18 protein-coding genes are annotated in these 21496 nt (G+C 72.1%); 9 read left to right on the top strand and 9 right to left on the bottom strand.

Features of this window, described 5'->3' with window-relative positions; all coding sequences use genetic code 11:
• Nucleotides 1-62 precede the first annotated feature (62 nt).
• The 4 genes from HD597_RS06200 to HD597_RS06185 are packed head-to-tail and all read right to left on the bottom strand — an operon-like array spanning nucleotide 63 to nucleotide 4112.
• Nucleotides 63-662 (bottom strand): response regulator transcription factor, encoded by a 600-nt coding sequence (locus HD597_RS06200; RefSeq protein ID WP_185102564.1) that lies wholly within the window; start codon nucleotides 660-662, stop codon nucleotides 63-65.
• Nucleotides 659-1771 (bottom strand): sensor histidine kinase, encoded by a 1113-nt coding sequence (locus HD597_RS06195; RefSeq protein ID WP_253740758.1) that lies wholly within the window; start codon nucleotides 1769-1771, stop codon nucleotides 659-661. Before HD597_RS06195 ends, HD597_RS06200 begins: the two co-directional genes overlap by 4 nt.
• Nucleotides 1768-2883, bottom strand: coding sequence for a sensor histidine kinase (locus HD597_RS06190; RefSeq protein WP_253740757.1), 1116 nt, complete (start codon nucleotides 2881-2883; stop codon nucleotides 1768-1770). Before HD597_RS06190 ends, HD597_RS06195 begins: the two co-directional genes overlap by 4 nt.
• 50 nt (nucleotides 2884-2933) lie before the next feature.
• Entirely contained in the window at nucleotides 2934-4112 is a 1179-nt protein-coding gene (locus HD597_RS06185) for a glycoside hydrolase family 18 protein (protein ID WP_253740756.1), read from the bottom strand.
• A 119-nt stretch (nucleotides 4113-4231) separates the two neighbouring features.
• Between HD597_RS06185 and HD597_RS06180 the strand changes: the two genes are divergently transcribed.
• The 5 genes from HD597_RS06180 (at nucleotide 4232) to mug (ending at nucleotide 11189) form a co-directional block, all read left to right on the top strand.
• Nucleotides 4232-5146: an LLM class F420-dependent oxidoreductase gene (locus tag HD597_RS06180; protein WP_253740755.1), complete on the top strand. Its 915-nt coding sequence runs from the start codon at nucleotides 4232-4234 to the stop codon at nucleotides 5144-5146.
• Nucleotides 5147-5211: 65 nt separating this feature from the next.
• Complete coding sequence (locus tag HD597_RS06175; RefSeq protein WP_253740754.1) at nucleotides 5212-6750, top strand: 3' terminal RNA ribose 2'-O-methyltransferase Hen1; 1539 nt, start codon at nucleotides 5212-5214, stop codon at nucleotides 6748-6750.
• Nucleotides 6734-9196 carry a polynucleotide kinase-phosphatase gene (locus HD597_RS06170; protein WP_253740753.1) on the top strand — a complete coding sequence of 821 codons (2463 nt, stop codon included), beginning with the start codon at nucleotides 6734-6736 and terminating at the stop codon, nucleotides 9194-9196. Before HD597_RS06175 ends, HD597_RS06170 begins: the two co-directional genes overlap by 17 nt.
• A gap of 66 nt (nucleotides 9197-9262) precedes the next feature.
• Nucleotides 9263-10663, top strand: coding sequence for a sugar porter family MFS transporter (locus HD597_RS06165; protein WP_253740752.1), 1401 nt, complete (start codon nucleotides 9263-9265; stop codon nucleotides 10661-10663).
• A 31-nt stretch (nucleotides 10664-10694) separates the two neighbouring features.
• Complete coding sequence (gene mug, locus HD597_RS06160; protein ID WP_253740751.1) at nucleotides 10695-11189, top strand: G/U mismatch-specific DNA glycosylase; 495 nt, start codon at nucleotides 10695-10697, stop codon at nucleotides 11187-11189.
• Nucleotides 11190-11256: 67 nt separating this feature from the next.
• Here mug and HD597_RS06155 read toward each other — a convergent pair whose 3' ends face one another.
• Nucleotides 11257-12009, bottom strand: a complete 753-nt coding sequence (locus tag HD597_RS06155) for a CAP domain-containing protein (protein ID WP_253740750.1) — start codon at nucleotides 12007-12009, stop codon at nucleotides 11257-11259.
• A gap of 469 nt (nucleotides 12010-12478) precedes the next feature.
• On the opposite strand from HD597_RS06155, the gene HD597_RS06150 reads away from it, so the two are divergent.
• Complete coding sequence (locus tag HD597_RS06150; protein WP_253740749.1) at nucleotides 12479-13024, top strand: AAA family ATPase; 546 nt, start codon at nucleotides 12479-12481, stop codon at nucleotides 13022-13024.
• 24 nt (nucleotides 13025-13048) lie between these two features.
• Here HD597_RS06150 and HD597_RS06145 read toward each other — a convergent pair whose 3' ends face one another.
• Together HD597_RS06145 and HD597_RS06140 are read right to left on the bottom strand one after the other, a co-directional pair.
• Entirely contained in the window at nucleotides 13049-13708 is a 660-nt protein-coding gene (locus HD597_RS06145) for a potassium channel family protein (protein WP_253740748.1), read from the bottom strand.
• A gap of 1 nt (nucleotide 13709) precedes the next feature.
• The gene (locus tag HD597_RS06140) at nucleotides 13710-14375 is read right to left on the bottom strand and encodes a potassium channel family protein (protein ID WP_253740747.1); all 666 of its coding nucleotides are present in this window, start codon (nucleotides 14373-14375) and stop codon (nucleotides 13710-13712) included.
• 103 nt (nucleotides 14376-14478) lie between these two features.
• Here HD597_RS06140 and HD597_RS06135 point away from each other — a divergent pair, with 103 nt between their 5' ends.
• Nucleotides 14479-16533, top strand: a complete 2055-nt coding sequence (locus tag HD597_RS06135; RefSeq protein WP_253740746.1) for an APC family permease — start codon at nucleotides 14479-14481, stop codon at nucleotides 16531-16533.
• Here the strand turns inward: HD597_RS06135 and HD597_RS06130 are convergent.
• On the bottom strand, nucleotides 16513-18132 hold the full coding sequence (locus tag HD597_RS06130) for an alpha/beta hydrolase (protein WP_253740745.1): 1620 nt from the start codon (nucleotides 18130-18132) through the stop codon (nucleotides 16513-16515). The genes HD597_RS06135 and HD597_RS06130 overlap by 21 nt on opposite strands.
• Before the next feature lie 67 nt (nucleotides 18133-18199).
• Between HD597_RS06130 and HD597_RS06125 the strand changes: the two genes are divergently transcribed.
• Nucleotides 18200-19450 carry a class I SAM-dependent RNA methyltransferase gene (locus tag HD597_RS06125; RefSeq protein WP_372513359.1) on the top strand — a complete coding sequence of 417 codons (1251 nt, stop codon included), beginning with the start codon at nucleotides 18200-18202 and terminating at the stop codon, nucleotides 19448-19450.
• Nucleotides 19451-19839: 389 nt separating this feature from the next.
• Here the strand turns inward: HD597_RS06125 and HD597_RS06120 are convergent, their stop codons facing one another.
• Nucleotides 19840-20658, bottom strand: a complete 819-nt coding sequence (locus HD597_RS06120) for a GNAT family N-acetyltransferase (protein WP_253740743.1) — start codon at nucleotides 20656-20658, stop codon at nucleotides 19840-19842.
• 348 nt (nucleotides 20659-21006) lie between these two features.
• Here HD597_RS06120 and HD597_RS06115 point away from each other — a divergent pair, with 348 nt between their 5' ends.
• The gene (locus HD597_RS06115) at nucleotides 21007-21420 is read left to right on the top strand and encodes a hypothetical protein (protein WP_253740742.1); all 414 of its coding nucleotides are present in this window, start codon (nucleotides 21007-21009) and stop codon (nucleotides 21418-21420) included.
• Nucleotides 21421-21496: the final 76 nt, after the last annotated feature.

Raw genomic sequence — 21496 nt, 5'->3', positions numbered from 1 at the left:
GTGATGTCGCGCTCGATGGCGTGGGGTCGTGCGGTGGCGTGGGGTCGTTCGGTGGCGCGGGGTCAGAGCCAGCCCATCTGCTGGGCCGTGCGGATGGCCTCCAGCCGGTTCTGCGCGTTCAGCTTGGTCATCGCGCTGGACAGGTAGTTGCGCACCGTGCCCTCGGTCAGGTGCAGCTCGCCGGCGATCCTGGAGATCGTGGCGCCCTCCGCCGCCAGGCGCAGCGCGTCGCGCTCGCGCTCGGTCAGCGGGCTGTCGCCGGCCGCCATCGCCGCCGCCGCCAGCTCCGCGTCCAGGTAGCGGCCGCCGGACTGGACCTTGCGGATGGCCATCGCCAGCTCCTCGGCCGAGGCGTCCTTGCCGAGGAAGCCGCTGACGCCCGCCGCCATGGCCCTGCGCAGGTAACCGGGCCGGCCCAGGCTCGTCAGGATGACGATCTTGCACTGGGAGCTGATCTGCTCGGCCGCGCTCAGCCCGTCCATGCCGGGCATCTCGATGTCGAGCACGGCCACGTCGGGACGGTGCTCGGCGACCGCGCCCACCACCTCGTCCCCCCTGCCCACCTGGGCGACGACCTCGATGCCGTCCTCCAGGTCCAGCAGGGCCGCGATGGCGCCGCGGATCAGGTGCTCGTCGTCGGCCAGCAGCACGCGGGTCGTCATGCGGGCACCGCCGCCCGCAGCAGGTACCGGCCGCCGGCCACCGGCTCGGCCTCCAGGGTGCCGCCCGCCGCGCGCACCCGTTGCGCGAGCCCCGCCAGGCCGATCGGCGCGTGCTCGCCGACCGGTCCGCTGACCCCGTCGTTGGACATCTCCAGCACCCCGTTCTCGATGGTGATCGTGCAGCGTTCGGCCTTGCTGTGCTTGAGGACGTTCGTCGCGCCCTCGCGTACGACGGTGGCCAGCAGCGTCCTGGTCTCGGGCGGCAGCGAGCCGGTGTCGGCCCACACCGTGCAGCGCACGTCGGCCGCCTCCAGCACCGCGCGCACGCTGGCCAGCACCTCGTCCAGGTCGATGGCCCGGTAGTTCTGCACGACGGTGCGCACCTCGCGCAGCGACCTCCTGGACAGGTCGCGCACCTCGAACATCTCGGCCGCGGCCGCCTCCCGGTCGACGGCCAGGGTCCGCTCGGCGTGCTCGGTCCTGACCGCGACGTCGGTGAGGCTGCGGCCGAGCAGGTCGTTCAGGTCGCGGGCGAAACGCAGCCGCTCCTCCGAGACCGCCAGCTTGGCCATCGCCTCCTCCCCCTCGTGCGCCTCCAGGGTGAGCCGCCACAGCTTGAGGTTGGCCAGGACGGCGCCGACGCAGATCGCGGTGAAGAAGGACTGCACCACGAGCAGCAGGGGGACGTTGAATCCCGGGGCGAAGGAGGCGTAGAAGTTGAACAGCACGATCGAGGCGACGGACACGGCGATGATCGTGCGCTTGCGGACGAACGGCGCCAGCAGCGACAGCCAGGTGGGCAGCGCGAACACCTGCCCGGCCGCGGCCAGCAGCACGGCGATCGTCCCGGTGATCGCCAGGATGGCCGTGGGGCGTTTCCCCCCGCGGATCGCGATCCTGAACGGCCGGGTGCTCAGCACGTTGAAGACCAGCAGCAGGCTCGCGCCGACGGCGATCAGCGGCCACGCCACGGCCATCTCCCGCCAGCGGATGTACAGATCGAGGTACCCGAGCACGGGCACCAGGAGCACCAGATCCGTGCAGTAGACGACGAGCCAGCGGACCTTGTCCAGCTTGGACGCGTTCCGCACGCGGTCGAGGACGTTCATGCCGGCACCACCGCGCGCAGGAGGAACCGCCCGTCCGGCGCGGGCTCGGCGGAGAAGGACCCGCCCACGGTGACCAGCCGCTCCGACAGGCCGCGCAGGCCGCTCCCGGGCGCCGCCGGCAGCTCCGTGACCCCGTCGTTGAGCATCTCCAGCACCCCCTCGTCGATTCTGATCTCGCACCGCGTGGCCGCGCTGTGCTTGAGGATGTTCGTGCCGCCCTCGCGGACCGCCCAGGCCAGCAGCATCTTGGCGGACGGCGACAGGCCGCCGGTGCTGGCCTCGATCGCACAGCGGACCCCGGCCGCCTCCAGCGCCGCGCGCACTCCCGCCAGCTCCTCCTCCAGGTCGAGTGCCTGGTAGCCGTGCACCGCCTGCTGCACCTCGAACAGCGACTCGCCGGCGAGCGCGCGCACCTCGGCCATCTCGGCCGCCGCGCGGCCGGCGTCCTTGGTCGCCAGCTTCGCGGCCAGCTCGCTCTTCAGCGTGATGACGGACAGGCTGTGCCCGAGCAGGTCGTGCAGGTCGCGGGCGAAGCGCAGCCGCTCCTCCGCCACCGCGAGCCTGGCCCTGGCCTCGCGGCTCTTGTTGGCGTCCCTGATCACCCACCAGAGCCAGCGCCACAGGACCATGGCGCCGATCGTCAGGGTCGAGTTGACGACCTCGACGAGCAGGACGCCCTGCCAGGGCTGGTCGGTCACCTGGCCGGCGTAGACGGCGATCGCGACGGCCAGCGACGCGGCCATCAAGACCGTCGTGCGCGGTCTGAGATAGAGGGAGGCCAGCGCCGCCCACAGGGTCGGCGTCTGCAACCACGTGGCGACCGAAGCGCCGTCGAGGGGCAGCACCAGGAACAACGCCGCCGAGAACGTGCCCGCGAGCAGCAGCTTCATGGTGGGCCCCGGGCGGTGCTCGAAGGCCTCGTGCAGCAGGAAGGGGGTGAGCGCGTAGAAGCCGGTCGCCAGGACGGCGCTGCACGCCGCTCTGGCGACGGTCAGCCCGCCGCTCGACACGTCCTCGACGATGAAGAGCAGGGACATGAACCAGGCCAGGCCGAGCGTGCCGTACATCCAGTACAGCAGCAGCTTCTTCGCGGTGTCAGGACGTGTCGTCATCACGCCCTCCCCTGCTCGCTGAAGCCACCCTGGTCAGCGAAATCCTATCTTCAGGGCGGAGTTCGCCAAAGAATGCGTGACACGTCCGGCTTCGGGGTGACTCCGCGCAGTGAAAGCCAGGCCAGGCCGTGGCGGGCGGCGTAGTCGGTCAGCACGCGGGCGTCGCGCTCGCTCAGGTCGCCCGCGTCGGCCAGCACCGGGGTCAGCGCGATGCGCCGCCACACCTGGCCGGGGTCCGCCAGCCCCTGGGCCGGCGCGATCTGCTCCGCCGCCGCCCGTACGGACGCCGCCACCCGGCCCAGCCGCGCGCCCGTCGAGGCGCGCGGCTCGATGGGGGCCAGCAGGTTGACGGTGGCGACCTCGGCGCCCGCCTCGTGGGTGGCGCGCAACATCGCGGCGTCGCCGGGGGCCAGGCCGTCGCGGCGCAGCGGCAGCGTGAAGCTGACCCGCAGGCGCCGCTCGCGCTGGACGGCATGGATGGCCCGCGCGCGGCGCAGCACCGCGGCCCGGTCGGCGCTGTCGCGCACCTCGAAGTCCACGGCGGCGGCGTCGAACGCGCCGACCACCCGGCGGTAGGCCGCGGCCAGCCCGCCCGGCCTGGTGCAGGTGGCGGCCAGCTCGGGCCCGCCCGGGCCGCCGAACACGGGCGCGGCGTCGCCGCCCATCGCCCTGAGCCGCCCGATCCGGTTGGCCACCGGGTTCCTGCCCGGGTCGAGCAGGCCCGCACGGCCCACGGCAAGGGCGCCCGCCGAGTCCGCCGATCCGGCCGCAGTGCCTTCCGAGTCCGCCGATCCGGCAGGAGCGCCCGCCGAGTCCGCCCGCCCGGCGCGGCCGGAGGAGAGGTCGCCGTCCGAGTCCACCAGCGCGGTGCGCTCGGGACCGGGAGCGCCGTCCGGCTCCAGCAGGCCGCTCCACTTGGGCGAGCAGCCGTCGCCGCCCGCGATCAGGTGGCCGAGCGCGTACCGGCGCACGCCTGTGCGGCGGGCCTGGGCGGGCAGGTCGAAGGCGGGCTCGCGGGCGGTGTCCACGAACGCCACGAACGCGGCGGGCACCGGCCCCACCGGCGAAGGCGGAGCCGTGACGGGCGGGCGAGCGACGGGGGAACGCGGCTGGGCGGCATCGGCCGGCAGCAGCCGCACCACCGCGGCGGTGCCGGCGGCGAGCGCGAGCGCTCCGAGAACGGCGAGCGGGCGTGGGAGCAGGCCGGGCTCCCTCTTGTGCCGAGGCATGGGCCACCCCGAGTGTCCGGTCGGCTACGTACAGCACTGACCCCGCACGTTAGCAAGCCCGTACGGCGCGGCGCGGGCCTTTTCCGGTTCACGTCCGTTGTGTGCGGATAATGTGGACCATGAAGCTGCGGATCTTCACCGAGCCCCAGCAGGGCGCCACCTATGACGACCTGCTCACCGTCGCCCAGGCCACCGAACGGCTGGGTTTCGACGCTTTCTTCCGGTCCGACCACTACCAGCGCATCGGCCCCGGCGACCCGGGCCCCGGCTCCACCGACGCGTGGATCACGCTTGCCGGCCTGGCCAGGGAGACCTCCGGCATCAGGCTGGGCACGCTGGTGTCGCCGGCCACGTTCCGGCTGCCGGGGCCGCTGGCGATCAGCGTGGCGCAGGTGGACCAGATGAGCGGTGGCCGGGTCGAGCTGGGCTTCGGCACCGGCTGGTTCGATGGAGAGCATGCGGCCTACGGCATTCCGTTCCCGCCGGCGGGCGAGCGTTTCGGCCGCTTCGAGGAGCAGTTGGAGATCGTCACCGGGTTGTGGACCGCGCAGGACACCTACTCCTTCGAGGGCAGCTACTACCGGCTGGCCGACTCCCCCGCGCTGCCCAAGCCGGTCCAGCGGCCGCGCCCGCCGCTGATCATCGGTGGGGTCGGGGTCAAGCGCACGCCGCGGCTGGCGGCCACGTACGCCGACGAGTACAACGTGCCGTTCCACACGCTTGCGGACACCGGCGCGGCGTTCGACCGGGTGCGCGCGGCGTGCGAGGCGACCGGCCGCACCGTGCTGCTGTCGGCGGCGCAGGTCACCGTGGTCGGCAAGGACCGCGCGGAGGTCGAGCGGCGCGCGACCGCCATCGGTGAGGACCCCGACCGGCTGCGCGAGAGCGGGCTGGCGGGCACCCCGGAGGAGATCGTGGCGAAGATCGGGGAGTTCGCCGGGCTCGGGGCCGAGCGGATCTATCTGCAGATCCTCGACCTCGGCGACCTGGACCACCTGGAGCTGATCGCCGCCGAGGTCCTGCCGCACGTGTGATTCCCGGGGTTGCGCCGCCGGTAATCGGTTGGCGGCGCTTTGCTGGGTTACGGCAGACTTGGGGCGTGCTGCTGACGATCACGACCACCGCCAGGCCCGCCACCGACCTGGGCTTTCTCCTGCACAAGCATCCCGGGCGCGTGCAGGAGTTCGGCCAGTCGTTCGGCACGGCCACGGTGTTCTATCCCGAGGCGGGCGAGGAGCGCTGCACGGCGGCGCTCATGCTCGAGGTGGATCCGATCGCGCTGGTCAGGTCGCGCGGCAAGAACTCCCCTGACTTCAGCCTGTCGCAGTACGTCAACGACCGCCCGTACGCGGCCTCGTCGCTGCTGGCCGTGGCGCTGGCCGACGTGTTCCGCACGGCGCGGGCGGGCCGGTGCAAGGCCAGGCCCGAGCTGCCCGGCACGCCGCTGCCGCTGGAGCTGCGGCTGCCCGCGCTGCCCTGCCGGGGCGGGCCCGAGCTCGCGCGGCGGCTGTTCGAGCCGCTCGGCTGGGAGGTGGACGCGCGGCCCGTGCCGCTGGACGAGAACTTCCCCGAGTGGGGCGACTCCCGATATGTCGGGCTCACCCTGCGCGGCACCGTCCGCCTGTCCGACGCGCTCAACCACCTGTACGTGCTGCTGCCCGTCCTCGACGACGGCAAGCACTACTGGGTCGCGCCCGACGAGGTGGACAAGCTGATCAGGGCCGGCGAGGGCTGGCTGGGCGGCCATCCCGAGCGGGGCCTGATCACCCGGCGCTACCTGGGGCGGCGCTGGGCCCTCGCCCGTACGGCGCTGGCGCGGCTGGCCGAGCTGGGCGACGAGACGGAGGAGGAGCTGGAGCCCGCGGTCGAGGAGGACGCGCCCGCGGACGTCACGGCCGCCGACGAGGCGGCCGCCGCCGAAGCCGAAGCCGCCGCCGAAGCCGAGGCCGCCGCTCAGACGGGAGCCCGCGACGCCGCTCAAGCGCAGGCCCCGGACGCCGCCCAGGAGCAGGCGGCACCCGAGCCCAAGGCCAGGCCACTGAACCTGCTGCGGCGCGAGGCCATCCTGGCCAAGCTGGAGGAGCTCGGCGCCGTCAGCGTGATCGACCTCGGCTGCGGCCAGGGCGAGCTGGTCGGCGCGCTGCTGTCCAGGCCCAGGTTCGCCAGGGTCGGCGGCATGGACGTCTCGCCGATGGCGCTCACCATCGCCGCCCGCAAGCTGCGCCTGGAGCGCATGCCCGATGCCAGGCGGGCCCGGCTCACGCTGTTCCAGGGCGCGCTCACGTACACCGACAAGCGTCTGTCCGGCTACGACGCCGCGGTGCTCATGGAGGTGATCGAGCACGTCGACCCGCCGCGCCTGACCGCGCTCGAACGCGTGGTGTTCGGCCGCGCCAAGCCTCAGCACGTGCTGGTCACCACCCCCAACATCGAGTACAACGTCCGCTACGAGTTCCTGACCGGCCTGCGCCACCCCGACCACCGCTTCGAGTGGACCCGGGCCGAGTTCGCCGGCTGGGCCACCCGGGTGGCCGCCCAGTACGGCTACCAGGTCGCCTTCGTCCCGGTCGGCGACGACGACCCCGAGCTCGGCCCCCCGACCCAGATGGGAGTGTTCACCCGTGATCAGCGTTCCTGAGCTCTCCCTCGTGGTGCTCGTCGGCGTGTCCGGCAGCGGCAAGTCCACGTTCGCGCGCAGGCACTTCAGGCCCACGCAAGTCATCTCGTCCGACTTCTGCCGCGGCCTGGTCTCCGACGACGAGAACGACCAGGCGGCCACCCCGGCGGCGTTCGACCTGCTGCACCACATCGTCGGCGTGCGCCTGGCCAGGGGCCTGTTCACGGTGGTCGACGCCACCAACGTCCAGTACCCCGCCCGCAAGAGCCTCATCGACCTGGCCAGGCGGCACCACGTGCTGGCCGACGCGATCGTCCTGGACGTGCCGGAGGAGGTGGCGATCGAGCGCAACGCCGCCCGTCCCGACCGCGACTTCGGCCCCGGCGTGGTGATCAGGCAGCGCAAGGACCTGCGGCGCTCGCTCGGCAAGATCTCGGGTGACGGCTTCCGGCGGGTGCACGTGCTGCGCGGCCTGGAGGAGGTCGAGGCCGCCACGATCACCTACGAGAAGGCGTGGTCCGACAAGACGGAGCTGACGGGTCCGTTCGACATCATCGGCGACGTGCACGGCTGCCGCTCGGAGCTGGAGGCGCTGCTGCGCGAGCTGGGCTGGCAGGGTCCGCGGCACCCCGAGGGGCGCACGGCGGTGTTCGTCGGCGACCTGGTGGACCGCGGCCCCGACACGCCGGGCGTGCTGCGCCTGGTCATGGACATGGTGGAGGCCGGCACGGCGATCTGCGTGTCCGGCAACCACGAGCAGAAGCTGGTGCGCGCGCTCAACGGCCGCAAGGTCAAGGTCGCGCACGGCCTGCAGGAGTCGCTCGACCAGCTCGCCGCGCAGCCGCCCGAGTTCGTGGCGCGGGCCAGGGCGTTCATGGACGGCCTGCTCAGCCACTACCGGCTGGACGGCGGCCGGCTCGTCGTCGCGCACGCGGGGCTCAAGGAGGAGTACCACGGCCGCGCCTCGGGCCGGGTGCGCGCGTTCGCCCTGTACGGCGACACGACCGGCGAGACCGACGAGTACGGCCTGCCGGTCCGCTACCCGTGGGCCGACGAGTACCGCGGCCGCGCCATGGTCGTCTACGGCCACACCCCCATCCCGCACCCCGAATGGGTCAACAACACGATCTGCCTCGACACGGGCGTGGTGTTCGGCGGCCACCTGACGGCGCTGCGCTACCCCGAGCGGCAGCTCGTCCAGGTGCCTGCGGAGAAGGTCTGGTACGAGCCGGCCAAGCCGCTGTCGGCGGCCGGCGGCCGCGACCCGGGCATGCTGGACATCAACGACGTGATCGGCACCCGGCACGTGGAGACCAGGTTCGGCTCCCGGGTCAAGGTCATGGAGCAGAACGCCGCCGCCGCGCTGGAGGTCATGAGCCGCTTCGCGGTGGATCCGCGCTGGCTGGTGTACCTGCCGCCGACCATGGCGCCGCCGGAGACCTCCCGGCTCGACGGCTACCTGGAGCACCCGCACGAGGCGTTCGAGGAGTTCGCGGCGGCCGGGGTGCGCGAGGTCGTGTGCGAGGAGAAGCACATGGGATCGCGGGCCGTGGCCGTGCTGTGCCGTACGCCGGAGGTGGCCGCGGCCAGGTTCGGGGTGGACGACGGCAGCGCGGGCGCGCTCTACACCCGTACCGGGCGGCCGTTCTTCACCGACACCGCGCCGCTGGTGGAGCGGCTGCGGGAGGCGTGCGCGCCGCTGTGGCCGGAGCTGGGCTCCGACTGGGTGGTGCTCGACTGCGAGCTGCTGCCCTGGTCGGCCAAGGCCGGGGAGCTGATCAGGTCGCAGTACGCCTCCGTCGGCGCGGCCGCGGGCGCCGCGCTGCCGGAAGCGGTCGCGGCTCTTGAGGCGGCGGCCGGGCGCGGGCTGGGTGTGGGCGATCTGCTTGACCGCGCCCGACGCCGCACCGGCAACGCTGCCCTGTTCCGCGACGCCTATGCCCGTTACTGCTGGCCCGTCGACGGCCTGGAGGGGATCCGCGTGGCGCCGTTCCAGATCCTGGCCTGCGAGGGGCGGGCCACGGCGCTGGAGCCGCACGCGTGGCACCTGTCCACGCTGGCCCTGCTCGACTCGCCGCTGATCACCGCGACCCGGCACGTGTTCGTCTCCCTGGACTCGCCGGAGTCCAGGGCCGGGGCGACCGAGTGGTGGGAGTCGATGACGGCGGCCGGGGGCGAGGGCATGGTGGTCAAGCCGGCGGCGTACGCGCCCGGCCGGGTGCAGCCGGGGGTCAAGGTGCGCGGGCGCGAGTACCTGCGCATCATCTACGGCCCCGACTACACCGAGTCGCTGGACGTGCTGCGGCGCCGCTTCCTCGGCAAGAAGCGGTCGCTGGCGCTGCGCGAGTACGTCCTCGGCCTGGAGGCGCTGTCGCGGCTGGCGGAGGGGGAGGCGGGCTGGCGGGTGCACGAGCCGGTCTTCGCCGTCCTCGCCCTGGAGTCGGAGCCGGTCGACCCGCGCCTGTGAGCCCTGACCGGGGAATACGTGGGTGATCGACGGGTAGTTCCCCGACCATTCGGGGGAGGTGCCTGCATGGCAACGCAATACACCCATCATGAGCATCTGGGGCATGTCATCTTCATCACGGCAGCCGCGGCCATCGGTGGGTTCCTGTTCGGTTACGACAGCTCCGTCATCAACGGCGCGGTGGTCGGCATCCAGAAGCACTTCCAGGTGGGCTCGTTCGAGACCGGCTTCGTGGTGGCCATCGCTCTGCTGGGCTCCGCCCTGGGCGCCTGGGTGGGTGGCGGGCTGGCGGACCGGTGGGGGCGTACGCGGTCGATGCAGGTCGCGGCGTTGCTGTTCGCGGTCAGCTCCATCGGGCAGATGTTGCCGTTCGCCATCTGGGACCTGGCGCTGTGGCGGATCGTGGCGGGCTTCGCGATCGGCATGGCGTCGGTGCTCGGCCCCGCGTACATCGCCGAGGTCGCCCCGCCCGCCTACCGCGGCCGGCTGGGCTCCTTCCAGCAGCTCGCCATCGTGCTCGGGATCGCGGTCTCGCAGCTCGTCGACTACCTGATCGCCCGCCTGGCGGGCGGGGACGTCAACAACATCCTGTGGGGGCTGGAGGCGTGGCAGTGGATGCTCGGCGCCTGCGTCGTGCCGGCGCTGCTGTTCCTGCTGTTCGCCTCGACCATCCCCGAGTCGCCCCGCTACCTGGTCATGTCGGGGCGGACGCGGCGGGCCCGCGAGGTGCTGTCCGAGATCGAGGGCGACGACGTGGATCTCGACAACCGCATCGCCGAGATCCAGCACGTGCTGCGCACCGAGCGCGTGCCGGGGCTGAAGGACCTGCGCGGCCCGGCGATGGGACTGCTGCCGATCGTGTGGATCGGCATCGTGCTCTCGGCCTTCCAGCAGTTCGTCGGCATCAACGTGATCTTCTACTACTCGTCCGTGTTGTGGCAGTCGGTCGGCATCAACCAGAGCGACTCGCTGCTGATCAGCTTCTCCAGCTCGATCATCAACATCGTGGGCACGTTCATCGCGATCTCGCTGGTGGACAAGATCGGCCGCCGGCCGCTGCTGCTGGTCGGCTCGGCCGGCATGGCGATCTCGCTGGCCACGGCGGCGTGGGCGTTCAGCTCCGCCCAGGGCCAGGGCGAGGCCGTCTCGCTGCCCGACCCGCAGGGCGCGATCGCGCTGATCGCGGCCAACGTGTTCGTGTTGTTCTTCGCTCTGTCGTGGGGTGTGGTGGTCTGGGTCCTGCTGGGCGAGATGTTCCCCAACCGCATCCGCGCCGCCGCCCTGGGCGTCGCGGCGGCGGCCCAGTGGATCGCCAACTGGCTGATCACGGTGTCGTTCCCGGCCCTGGCCGAGTGGAACCTGCCGCTCACCTACACCATGTACGCGATCTTCGCGCTGCTGTCCTTCGTGTTCGTGAACAAGTGGGTCAAGGAGACCAAGGGCCGCAAGCTGGAGGAGATGGGCTGATCACCCTCCTTCATCGGCTACCCTCCGGCACGTGCTCGACGACGTTCTCGGCCCCTCGCTCGACGTGCTGTTCTGCGGCATCAACCCCGGCCTCATGTCCGAGGCCACCGGCCATCACTTCGCCCGCCCCGGCAACCGCTTCTGGCCGGCGCTGCACCTGTCGGGCTTCACGCCGCGCCTGCTGGCGCCCGCCGAGCAGCACCTGCTGCCCTCGTACGGGCTGGGCATCACCAACATCGTGCCCCGGGCCAGCGCCAAGGCCGCCGAGCTGACCCGCGACGAGCTGGTGGCGGGCGGCGAGGCGCTGGCCGCGAAGGTCGCCTTGGCCGGCCCGAAGGTGCTGGCCGTGCTCGGCATCTCCGCCTACCGCACCGCCTTCGCCCGTCCCAAGGCGGTCATCGGGCCGCAACCGGAGGCGGTCGGCGGCGCCCGCGTGTGGGTGCTGCCGAACCCGAGCGGCCTCAACGCCCACTGGACGGTGGCGACGATCGCCGGGGAGATGGGCCGCCTGCGCTCGTCGCTCTGAGGAGCCGCCTTCACGCCGGGGCCAGGGCTCCCGGAGGACCCTGGCCCCGGTCACAGGCGAAACCCGATCACCTGGCCGCGAAGTTCTGGGTCCAGTAGAGGGTGCCCGAGGAGTCCTTGGCCACGCCGACCCCGATGAGGTTGTACTTGCAGTTCATGATGTTGGCCTTGTGCCCGGGGCTGTTCATCCAGGACTGCATGACCTGGGCGGGCGTGCGCTGACCCTTGGCGATGTTCTCGGCCCAGCCGGAGCCTCCGGTGAAGCCGGCCGCCCTGATGCGGTCCATGAAGGAGCGGCCGTCCTTGGACGTGTGGTCGAAGTAGTTCTTCGCCGCCATGTCCGAGGAGTGCCCGAAGGCGGCCGCGCGCAGCTGCGGGTCGTGCTTGACGGCGGAGCAGCCGCCCTTGGCCCGCTCCTCGTTGACCAGCCGCACGACCTCGTTCTCCTCGGCGGTGCCCACGGCGCCGGAGGACGGGGCCGAGGAGGTGGGGCTCGGCGCGGGCGACGTGGGGGCGGGCGAGGTGGGGCTCGGGCTGGGGGTCGGCGTGCCACTGCCCGGCGTGCAGGTCAGCTTGGCGGCCTTGGACTTGACCGGACGGCCGCGGTAGTCGGTGGCCATCGCGTAGTAGGTGCCGGGCTCGCAGGCGAGCGTGAGCGTGAGGCGGCCCTTCCTGGTGGCGCCGCTCTTGACGACCGGGTCCTTGCCGGGAACGGCCCGCATGATGCGGATGCGCAGCAGTGCGGAATTGAAGCAGCCGCGCCGGGCGGCCGAGGTCTGGATCTTCAGTGTGTCGCTGACGTGCGGCTTGGCCACACTCACGCGACACCGCGCCGCTTCCGACGCCGCGGCAGCCTGCGCCCCGCTCACGGGCGTGGCGATCGCTGCCAGGCCGACGGCTGCGGCAAGTACCCCAAGGGGTCTACGCATAGGGGGTTTCCTCCAGTTGCGGTAGACGCTGGATGGCACCGCATTCTGTCGGGACCGATACCGACTTGTCATCTAAAACGGAATATTTCCCTAAAGCGGGTGTAAACCAAAGTGATCGATGAGGCGTCCGCGCAGGCCATCGGCGTCGTCATCCGGCAGGACCGAAAACCCCCCACGCCTGCCTGATACGCTTCGGAATGGACGGCCCAGCGCGGCATCCCGCGCCACTCACCGGCCGGCGCCCGCACTTCGCCTGCGCCGCCATCCGGCCCATCGCCGTCCTCTCAGCCGAACGACCAACGGATCAGGACGATCCGTCGTCCAACGGCGTCCGGATCCACGACCAGTGAGGAACGATCCGGTGAAGCGCTACATCCTGACCGGCACCCCCGGAGCGGGCAAGACCGCCATCCTGCGGTCGCTGGAGCTCGATGGCCACACGGTCGTCGAGGAGGCGGCGACCGACGTCATCGCCCTGCGCCAGGCCCAGGGCGACGACGAGCCGTGGACCGGAGCGTCCTTCGTGGCGGACGTCGTCGCCCTGCAACGGCGCCGCCAGGAGCGGGCCGCCGCCCTGCCCGGCGGCGCGCAGTTCTACGACCGCTCCCCCATCTGCACCTACGCCCTGGCCACCTACCTCGGCCACCCCGTCCCACCGGCCCTGACGCGCGAGCTGGAACGGGTCGAGGAGCGGCGGATCTACGACAGGACGGTCCTGTTCGTGTGCAGCCCCGGGTTCGTCACCCCGACCGCGGCACGACGGATCACCCACGAGGAGGCGCTCCGGTTCGAGCGGATCCACCTGGAGGCCTACACCTCGTTCGGGTACGAGTGCGTCCCCATCCCGCCGGGACCGCTGGCGGATCGGGTGGCGACGGTGACGGAGCGGCTCGGCCGTCACCGGTGACGCCTGGCTCGCGACCCGGCGGGCTCAGTGCTGGGAGAGCAGGTGGGCGAGCTCCTGCTCCACCTCCTGGCTGGCCACGAAGAGCAGCTCGTCGCCGGCCTCCAGCGGGTCGTCGGCCGTCGGGACCAGGACGCGGCCCTCGCGCAGGATCGCCACCAGGGCGGAGTCGACCGGCCACGGCACCGAGCCCGCGCGCTGGCCCACCACCGGCGCGTCCTCCGCCAGGGTCAGCTCCACCAGGTTCGCCTGGCCCTGGCGGAACGTCATCAGGCGCACCAGGTCGCCGACGCTGACCGCCTCCTCCACCAGGGCGCTCAGCAGGCGCGGCGTGGAGACGGCGACGTCCACGCCCCACGACTCGTTGAACAACCACTCGTTGTTGGGGTGGTTGATGCGGGCGACCACGCGCGGCACGCCGTACTCGGTCTTGGCCAGCAGCGAGACCACCAGGTTGACCTTGTCGTCGCCGGAGGAGGCGACGACGACGTGGCAGTTGTTGAGGCCGGCCTCGTCGAGCGAGGCGATCTCGCAGGCGTCCGCGAGCAGCCACTCGGCGCGGGGCACGCTGTCGATCTTGATGGCCCGGGGGTCGCTGTCGATCAGCAGGACCTCGTGGCCGTTCTCCAGGAGCTCTGCCGCGATGGAACGGCCGACGGCGCCCGCTCCGGCGATGGCGACGCGCATCTCACTCGTCCTCTTCCGGTGCCGCGGCGAGCACCTTGTTGATCCGGTCCATGTCGCTCTCCGCGGCGATGACGTGCAGCACGTCGCCCTCCTGCACCACGGTGTCGTGGGAGATCGTGACGGCCTCGCCCATGCGGTTGAGGAAGGCGGCGCGGGAGCGGGTGCGGCTCTCGAGGTCGACGACGCGGGTGCCGATCCAGGAGGTGTTCACGGTGACCTCGGCCAGGACGACGGTGCCGGTGGGGTCGCGCCAGAGCGGCTCGGCGCCCTCGGGCAGGATGCGGCGCATGATCTGGTCGGCGGTCCAGCGCACGGTGGCCACCGTGGGGATGCCCAGCCGCTGGTAGACCTCGGCCCTGCGGGGGTCGTAGATGCGGGCCACCACGTTGTCGACGCCGAACGTCTCCCGCGCCACCCGGGCGGAGATGATGTTGGAGTTGTCGCCGCTGGAGACCGCGACGAAGGCGGTGGCCGACTCGACGCCGGCCTCGGTGAGCACGTCGCGATCGAAGCCGACGCCGGTCACCCGCCGCCCGCGGAACCCGGCGCGCAGCCGGCGGAACGCCTGCGGGTCACGGTCGATGATGGCGACGGAATGTCCGCTGTCTTCAAGGATGTGCGCGAGGGTCGATCCCACCCGGCCACATCCCATGATCACTATATGCATTTCCCCCCGCATCGTCAGCGGTCGGCCGGTTGCTCGACACCAGTATGGCCCCAGGGGGGAGCCGCGCGTTTAGGGCCTCGGCATGGGGCTAGCATCTCGTTACGTGGCGAAGGTAACGGATCTTGTCAAACGCCTGCTCGTGGGACGCGCCCTGCGAAGCGGGCAGCTCCACGAGCAACTACTCCCCAAACGGATCGCACTGCCGGTCTTCGCGAGCGACGCGCTCTCCTCCGTCGCGTACGCCCCCCAGGAGATCCTGGTCATCCTCTCCCTGGCCGGCGTCTCCTTCTACTCCTTCAGCCCCTGGGTCGCCATCGCCGTCGTGGTCGTGATGCTCACGGTTGTGGCCTCGTACCGGCAGAACGTGCACGCCTACCCCAGCGGCGGCGGCGACTACGAGGTCGCCACCACCAACCTCGGCAAGAACGCCGGCCTCACCGTGGCCAGCGCCCTCATGGTCGACTACGTGCTGACCGTCGCGGTGTCCGTCGCGAACGGCGTCGACTACGTCGGCGCCACGATCCCGTTCGTGGGCCAGCACAAGCCCGCCGTCGCCATCGTCATCGTCGTCCTGCTCACCGTGGTCAACCTGCGCGGCATCCGCGAGTCCGGCGCCGCCTTCGCCATCCCCACGTACGCGTTCATGATCGCCGTTCTGAGCCTGATCGCCTGGGGCGGGTTCCGGCTGCTGGTGCTGCACGAGGACATCGAGGCGCCGAGCGCGCACTTCACGATCGAGCCCGAGCAGCACAACCTCACCGCCTTCGCCGCGGCGTTCCTGGTCCTGCGCGCGTTCTCGTCGGGTTGCGCCGCGCTGACCGGTGTGGAGGCCATCAGCAACGGCGTGCCCGCCTTCAGGAAGCCCAAGAGCAAGAACGCCGCCACCACGCTGCTGATGATGGGCCTCGTCGCGATCACCATGTTCAGCGGCATCATCGCTCTCGGCCTGGCGTCGGGCGTGAAGGTGGCCGAGCCGTCGGTGGTCGCCCGCGACCTGCTCAGGCCCGATGGCACGCCCGTCGGCCCCGACTACTACCAGCAGCCGATCATCTCGCAGGTGGCCGACGCGGTGTTCGGCGGCGGCTCCGTGCCGTTCATCGTGATCTCCGCGGTGACGGCGCTGATCCTGTTCCTGGCGGCGAACACCGCCTTCAACGGCTTCCCGGTGCTCGGCTCGATCCTGGCGCAGGACCGTTACCTGCCGCGCCAGCTCCACACCCGGGGCGACCGGCTGGCCTTCTCCAACGGCATCATCATCCTGGCGCTGGGCGCGTGCCTGCTGCTGTGGGGGTTCCAGGCGGACGTCAGCCGCCTGCTGAACCTGTACATCGTCGGCGTCTTCGTCTCCTTCACGCTCAGCCAGACCGGCATGGTCATCCACTGGACCCGCCACCTGAAGACCGAGACCGACCTCAGGATCCGCCACCAGATGCACCGCTCCCGCGTGATCAACTTCTTCGGCGGGGTCATGACGGGGCTGGTGCTGATCGTGGTGCTGCTGACGAAGTTCCTGGTCGGCGCGTGGATCGTGGTGATCGCGATGCCGATCCTGTTCCTCATGATGAAGGGCATCAGGCGCCACTACGACAAGGTGGCGGCCGAGCTGGAGCTCACCGAGGACTACGAGCCGGCCATGCTGCCCGCCCGCAACCACACGATCGTGCTCGTCTCCAAGCTGCACAAGCCGACCATGCGCGCCCTGGCCTACGCCCGCGCCACCCGCCCCTCCACGCTGGAGGCCGTCACGGTCGGCGTGGAGGGCGAGGAGGCGCGCAGGCTGCAGGAGGAGTGGGAGCGGCGGGGCATCCCGGTGCCGCTGAAGATGCTCGACTCGCCGTACCGGGAGATCACGCAGCCGATCCTCGACTACGTCAAGACCATCCGCCGGCGCTCGCCGCGCGACGTGGTGACGGTCTTCATCCCCGAGTACGTCGTCGGCCACTGGTGGGAGCACCTGCTGCACAACCAGAGCGCGCTGCGGCTCAAGGCGCGGCTGCTGTTCAAGCCCGGCGTGATGGTGACCAGCGTGCCGTGGCAGCTCCACTCGTCCGACCGGCTCCAGGGCAGGCCGGAGCCGTTCGCGCCGGGATCGGTGCGGCGGCCCTGGCACCAGACGGTCAAGGAGGAGTCGGAGCAGCTAGCCGACAAGCGCCCGTAGCCGCCACGTGTCGTGCGGGCTCCAGCCCGGCGGCGCGGCCACGGCGGCCCAGCCGTCGACGATGTTGGCGCCGTAGCGGTGGCCGTGGCCCGGCGGCACGTCCAGCGCGCTCGTCATGTCCACCAGCACCTGCCAGAACGTCACCAGCGGGAACCAGTTCATCTCCGGGTTCACCCCCGGCCCGCGCGGGCCCTCCAGCCACGCCGGCCTGCGGTAGATGAGCCGGGGCGACCACCACACGACGGGGTCGGAGGCGTTCTGCAGGTAGACCACGCGCGGGCGCGGCCACGGCGCGCCCGGCAGGTGCAGGTCGGCGGGGTGCTGGGCGAACCTGGCGGTCCTGCCTTCCTGGTAGACGGGCCGCCACACGGGGCTGCCGCGATCGCGGCCGGCAGTGAGGCGCTGCCAGATGGGGTTGGCGTTCGGCGGCCCCACGAACACCGCGCCGTCCGCCCGCGCCACCAGGTCCTCCAGGTCACCGAACGCCTGCTCCAGCTCGTAGGAGCCCAGGCTCTCGCCCGACAGCAGCAGCCTCGGCCGCGCGCCGGTCGGCAGCCGCTCCCACCGCTCGCGCACGGCCTCGAACAGCGCCCTGCCGGCTGCCGCCGCCTTCTCCCTGTCGACCAGGAACGACACCCAGCTCGGCAGGTACGAGTACTGCATCGCGACCATCGCGGTGCGGCCGTTGTACATGTACTCCAGGGTGTCGGCGATGTGCGGGTCGACCCAGCCGGTGCCCGTGGTGCCGAGCACGGCCAGCACCGGCCTGCCGAACGCTCCCGTGCGCTCCAGCTCCCGCACGGCCAGGGCCGCCTGGGCGGCCGTCGAGGCCGCGCTGTCAAGGCCGATGTAAACCCTGATCGGCTCCGTGGCCGGCCGTCCGGAGAAGGCCCGCAGCCGCGACGGCGTCGCGGCCGTGCCGGTGAACCGGCGGCCCTCCCGGCCCAGCGACTCCCAGCTCACCAGCGACTTCGGCCCGCCCGACAGGTACGCCGAGGCCGGTGGGCGCACGCCCGGATGCGTGCCGTCGTTCGCGACCGAGGAGATGTCGCTCATCCTGGCCACGAACCCGTTGAACAGCACGTCGTTGGCGAACACCGCCACCAGCGACCCGATGACCAGCACCCCGACGGCATGACCCACGTACACGGGGACGTACCGGTCGAGCCAGGCGATCAGCCTGCGGCCGCCGAGCCGTACCAGCCGGGCGGCCAGCAGCGCCGCGGCGAACAGGACGAGCGTCACGGCCAGGATCACCGGCGGGAACCACGTGATCCGCGTGTCCATCCCCATCAGCGCCCGCAGGTCGCGCTGCCAGTCGAAGCTGTACCACAGCGCCACCACCGCCAGCACGCCGCAGCCGGCGAGCATCACCCGCCAGGCGGCCCGCCGCCCCCGCTCGGGCAGCCGGATCACCGTACGGCACAGCGCCCCGATCGCCGCGCCCACCGCGTACCCGAGTATGCCGGTGACCGCGCCCATCACCCCCTGGTACAGCCACGTGCGGGGCAGCAGCGACGGCGTCAGCGAGGCGCAGGCGAACAGCGTGGCCAGCAGCGTCCCGCCGAACCCGAGCCGCCGCCGCACCACCCTTCCCATGAACACCCAGCGTAATGGATCAAGTCCGATAAGTGGTCATCCGGGCAAGGGCACTAAGGTGTCGGATGTGGAACAGGCATCTCTCGAGCTGACGGTAGGTCCGGTCGCCCATGGCGGCTGGTGTGTGGCGCGCCACGAAGGGCGGGTGGTGTTCGTACGGCACGCCTTGCCAGGCGAGCGGGTGATCGCCGACGTCACCGAGGAGACCTCCCGCTTCCTCCGGGCCGACGCCGTCGAGATCCTCGAGGCCTCCCCCGACCGCGTCGTGCCGCCCTGCCCCTACGCGGGCCCGGGCCGCTGCGGCGGCTGCGACTGGCAGCACGCCACACTGGAGGCGCAGCGCCGCCTCAAGGCCCAGGTCGTGGCCGAGCAGCTGCGCCGCCTGGCGGGCATCGAGCGCGAGGTCGTCGTGGAGGAGGTGCCCGGGGCCAAGGACGGGCTCGGCTGGCGCACCCGCGTGCAGTTCGCCGCCACCCCCACCGGCGAGCTGGGCTTCCGCCGGCACCGCTCGCACGACATCGAGGTCGTCGACGCCTGCCTGATCGCCCACCCCGAGGTGGAGGCGGCCGGCGCCGAGGACCACCTGTGGCCGGGCGCCGCGGGTGTCGAGGTCATCGCCTCCTCCGGCGGCGACCGCGCCGTCGTCGTCGCGCCCCGCGCCCGGCGCAGCGTCACCGTCCCCGACCTGGAGGCGCCCGCCTCGGTCCTGCTCGACCAGGGCAAGGGCCGCACGGTCCCGCGGCGCGGCTCGGGCGTGCTGCACGAGCAGGTCGGCGACCGGGAGTTCCGGGTCGCGGGCAGCGGCTTCTGGCAGGTCCACCCCGGCGCCGCCGAGACCCTGCTCGACGCGGTGCTCGCCTACGCCGCCCCCGAGCCCGGCGAGTGGGCGCTCGACCTCTACTGCGGCGTCGGCCTCTTCGCGGCCGGCCTGGCGGAGGTGGTGGGCCCGGAGGGAGCGGTGTTCGGCCTGGAGTCGGAGGCCGCCGCCGTGCGCGACGCCCGCGCCAACCTCCGCGACCTGCCCCAGGCCCGGGTGGAGCGGGGGCGCGTGGAGGAGGCCCTGGACCGCTTCCAGATCGAACGCGCCGACCTCGTCGTGGTCGACCCGCCCCGCTCCGGCCTGGGCCGCGACGTGGTCGACCGCATCGTCTCCCTGGACGCCCTGCGCGTCGTCTACGTGTCCTGCGACCCGGCCACCCTGGCCCGGGACCTGGCCTGGTTCAGGGACGGCGGCTACGCCCTCTCCGACCTGCGCGCCTTCGACGCCTTCCCGATGACCCACCACGTGGAATGCGTCGCCCTGCTGGTCAAGGAGTAGGTGGGCCCGCGCACGCCCGCCCGCGGCCTCGGCCCTCCGGCCACCGCGAACACGTACCCCTTGACCACCTCCGCGCCGGCCACCTCGCCGTGACCGGCGACCTCACCGGCCGGCGCGAGGTCGTAGCGCCGGAGCCGGACGCCGAACTCCAGGCGGCCGTCCTCCTCCTCGCCCGCCGGCCAGGTGATGGCGGCGGGTCGAGCACCTGGGCCTGGTCGGCCACCCGGCGGCGCCGTCCGGATGGCCGGCGTGGCGCGTGTCCACCCGGAAGACCTGCCCCGCCTCGGTGAGCGGCGCCTGGTTGACGGACTCCTGGACCCAACCGGCGCCGTCGATCGCCGAATGGCCCGCCGGCACCCCGGACACCTTCCCGACGGGCGCGGCGACGGTCAGGGTCGCGCCTTCGCCGGGGTGACGGCGTACTCGGTGAACCGGCCGCAGGAGCGGAAGCCCAGACGGCGGTAGACGGGTTCGCCGTCCGCGGACGCCTGGAGGACCGCGATGCGGTGATGGCGGCGGGCGGTGTGCAGGGCGGCGAGGGTGATGGCGGCCCCGTAGCCGCGCCGGCGGTGACCGGCGAGGGTGCAGATGTTGTAGATGCCGGCCACGCCCGCGTGCAGGAAGACCTCGGCCGAGCAGACCGGGCGGTCGTCCACGTACCCGACCAGGTAACGGGCCTGGCAACCGGTGGCCAGCGCCTGCGAAGCGGCGCGGCCGAAGAAGCGGCGCACGGTCGCGGCGGGCGGGTCCCAGTTGGCGGCGAGAACCGTGGCGTAGTCGGACAGTTGCTCGGGGGCGGTCACCGCGCGGATCTCCAGGCCGTCCACGGGCGGTCGCGGCGGAGGGTCCCGCAGGTCGGCCCACATGGCCGTCTCGTGTTCCGTGGCCGGCAGACCGGCCGCCGGAAGGCGGGTGTCCAGGTCGTCCGGGGTGGAGGCGGGGCCCACCCACCAGGAGAAGGGGCGGCCGGTGGCGGCCAGCGTCCGGACCGTCTCGGCGATCCGCCGCCGGGCGGTGGCGGGGGTGAAGCGGGCCGCCGCGACGATGTTGAACGTGTCGTCGGCGAGGCCGCTGTCGGCGACCAGGAGGTCGCCGGTCTCCAGGACGGTCGCGCCGTCCAGCCGGCGGTGCAGGTGACAGGCGTGCTCGGCCAGGTTCCGCTCCATCCTGGCCGGCAGGTCACTCTCATCGCGCAACTGACTTCTCATCGCACTCACCCTGATCGATCCCGTCCCGGACACGCGACTTCTTTCCGGCCGTGACAACGATGCTTCCGTCTGAACCAACGAGCCGATACATATAGACCAAGCGATACGCATGGGTCTAGCATGCTGCCATGACCAGGAGTCCTCACACGGTTACAACGCGCAACGCTCGTGCCTGAGCCACCGTCCGCGATGCCCCCGCACGACGATCGACGCGCCGCCGGACTGTCCGCCTTCTGAGCACCCCGCGCCCGACATCCGCAGCGCCCTCATCCACTCCAAGCGCATCCCCCGCCGTCCCTCGGGTTCGACGTGCGGTCACCCAGTCACAGCTAGACGGAGGAGAATCACGTGACCGATACGCATGACCACCACCCCAGAGACGCCCCCATCAGGGAGCGCGAGAACGAAGGCGCTGATGCAGACCCGGGCGCGGACGGGGGTGACCAGGCCGGCAGCAGAGGCCAACGCCGCGCCCCCGCCTTCGACGTCCCGCACGCCTTCCCGCACCCGGCGCCCCCGCAGAACGGCCACATCAGGATCGCCTGGGGCCCTTCGTGGGGCAGGGCCCCCTCCATCAGGATCCGCGACCTCACCTGCGAATGCCTGCCGACCAGCTACGAACTGTGCGCCGGAGGCGGCCTGCTGCACATCCGCCGAACCCAGAGGAGACCTCAAGGCACACGGATCAGCGAAAGCCCCTGGGTCAGAACAGCAGAAGGGCTGGCACTCTGGATCGCCCTGCTCGAAGGCCGCGCCAGATAGGGCCGTCGGGACCCGTTCCAGCGTGAAGCCCCTCGCGACCTTCCCCGCGAGGGGCCTCACGCTGGAACGGGTCCGG

This window comes from Nonomuraea thailandensis, assembly GCF_024172165.1.
Lineage (GTDB): Bacteria > Actinomycetota > Actinomycetes > Streptosporangiales > Streptosporangiaceae > Nonomuraea > Nonomuraea thailandensis.
This window is presented reverse-complemented; position numbering and strand designations above follow the sequence as displayed.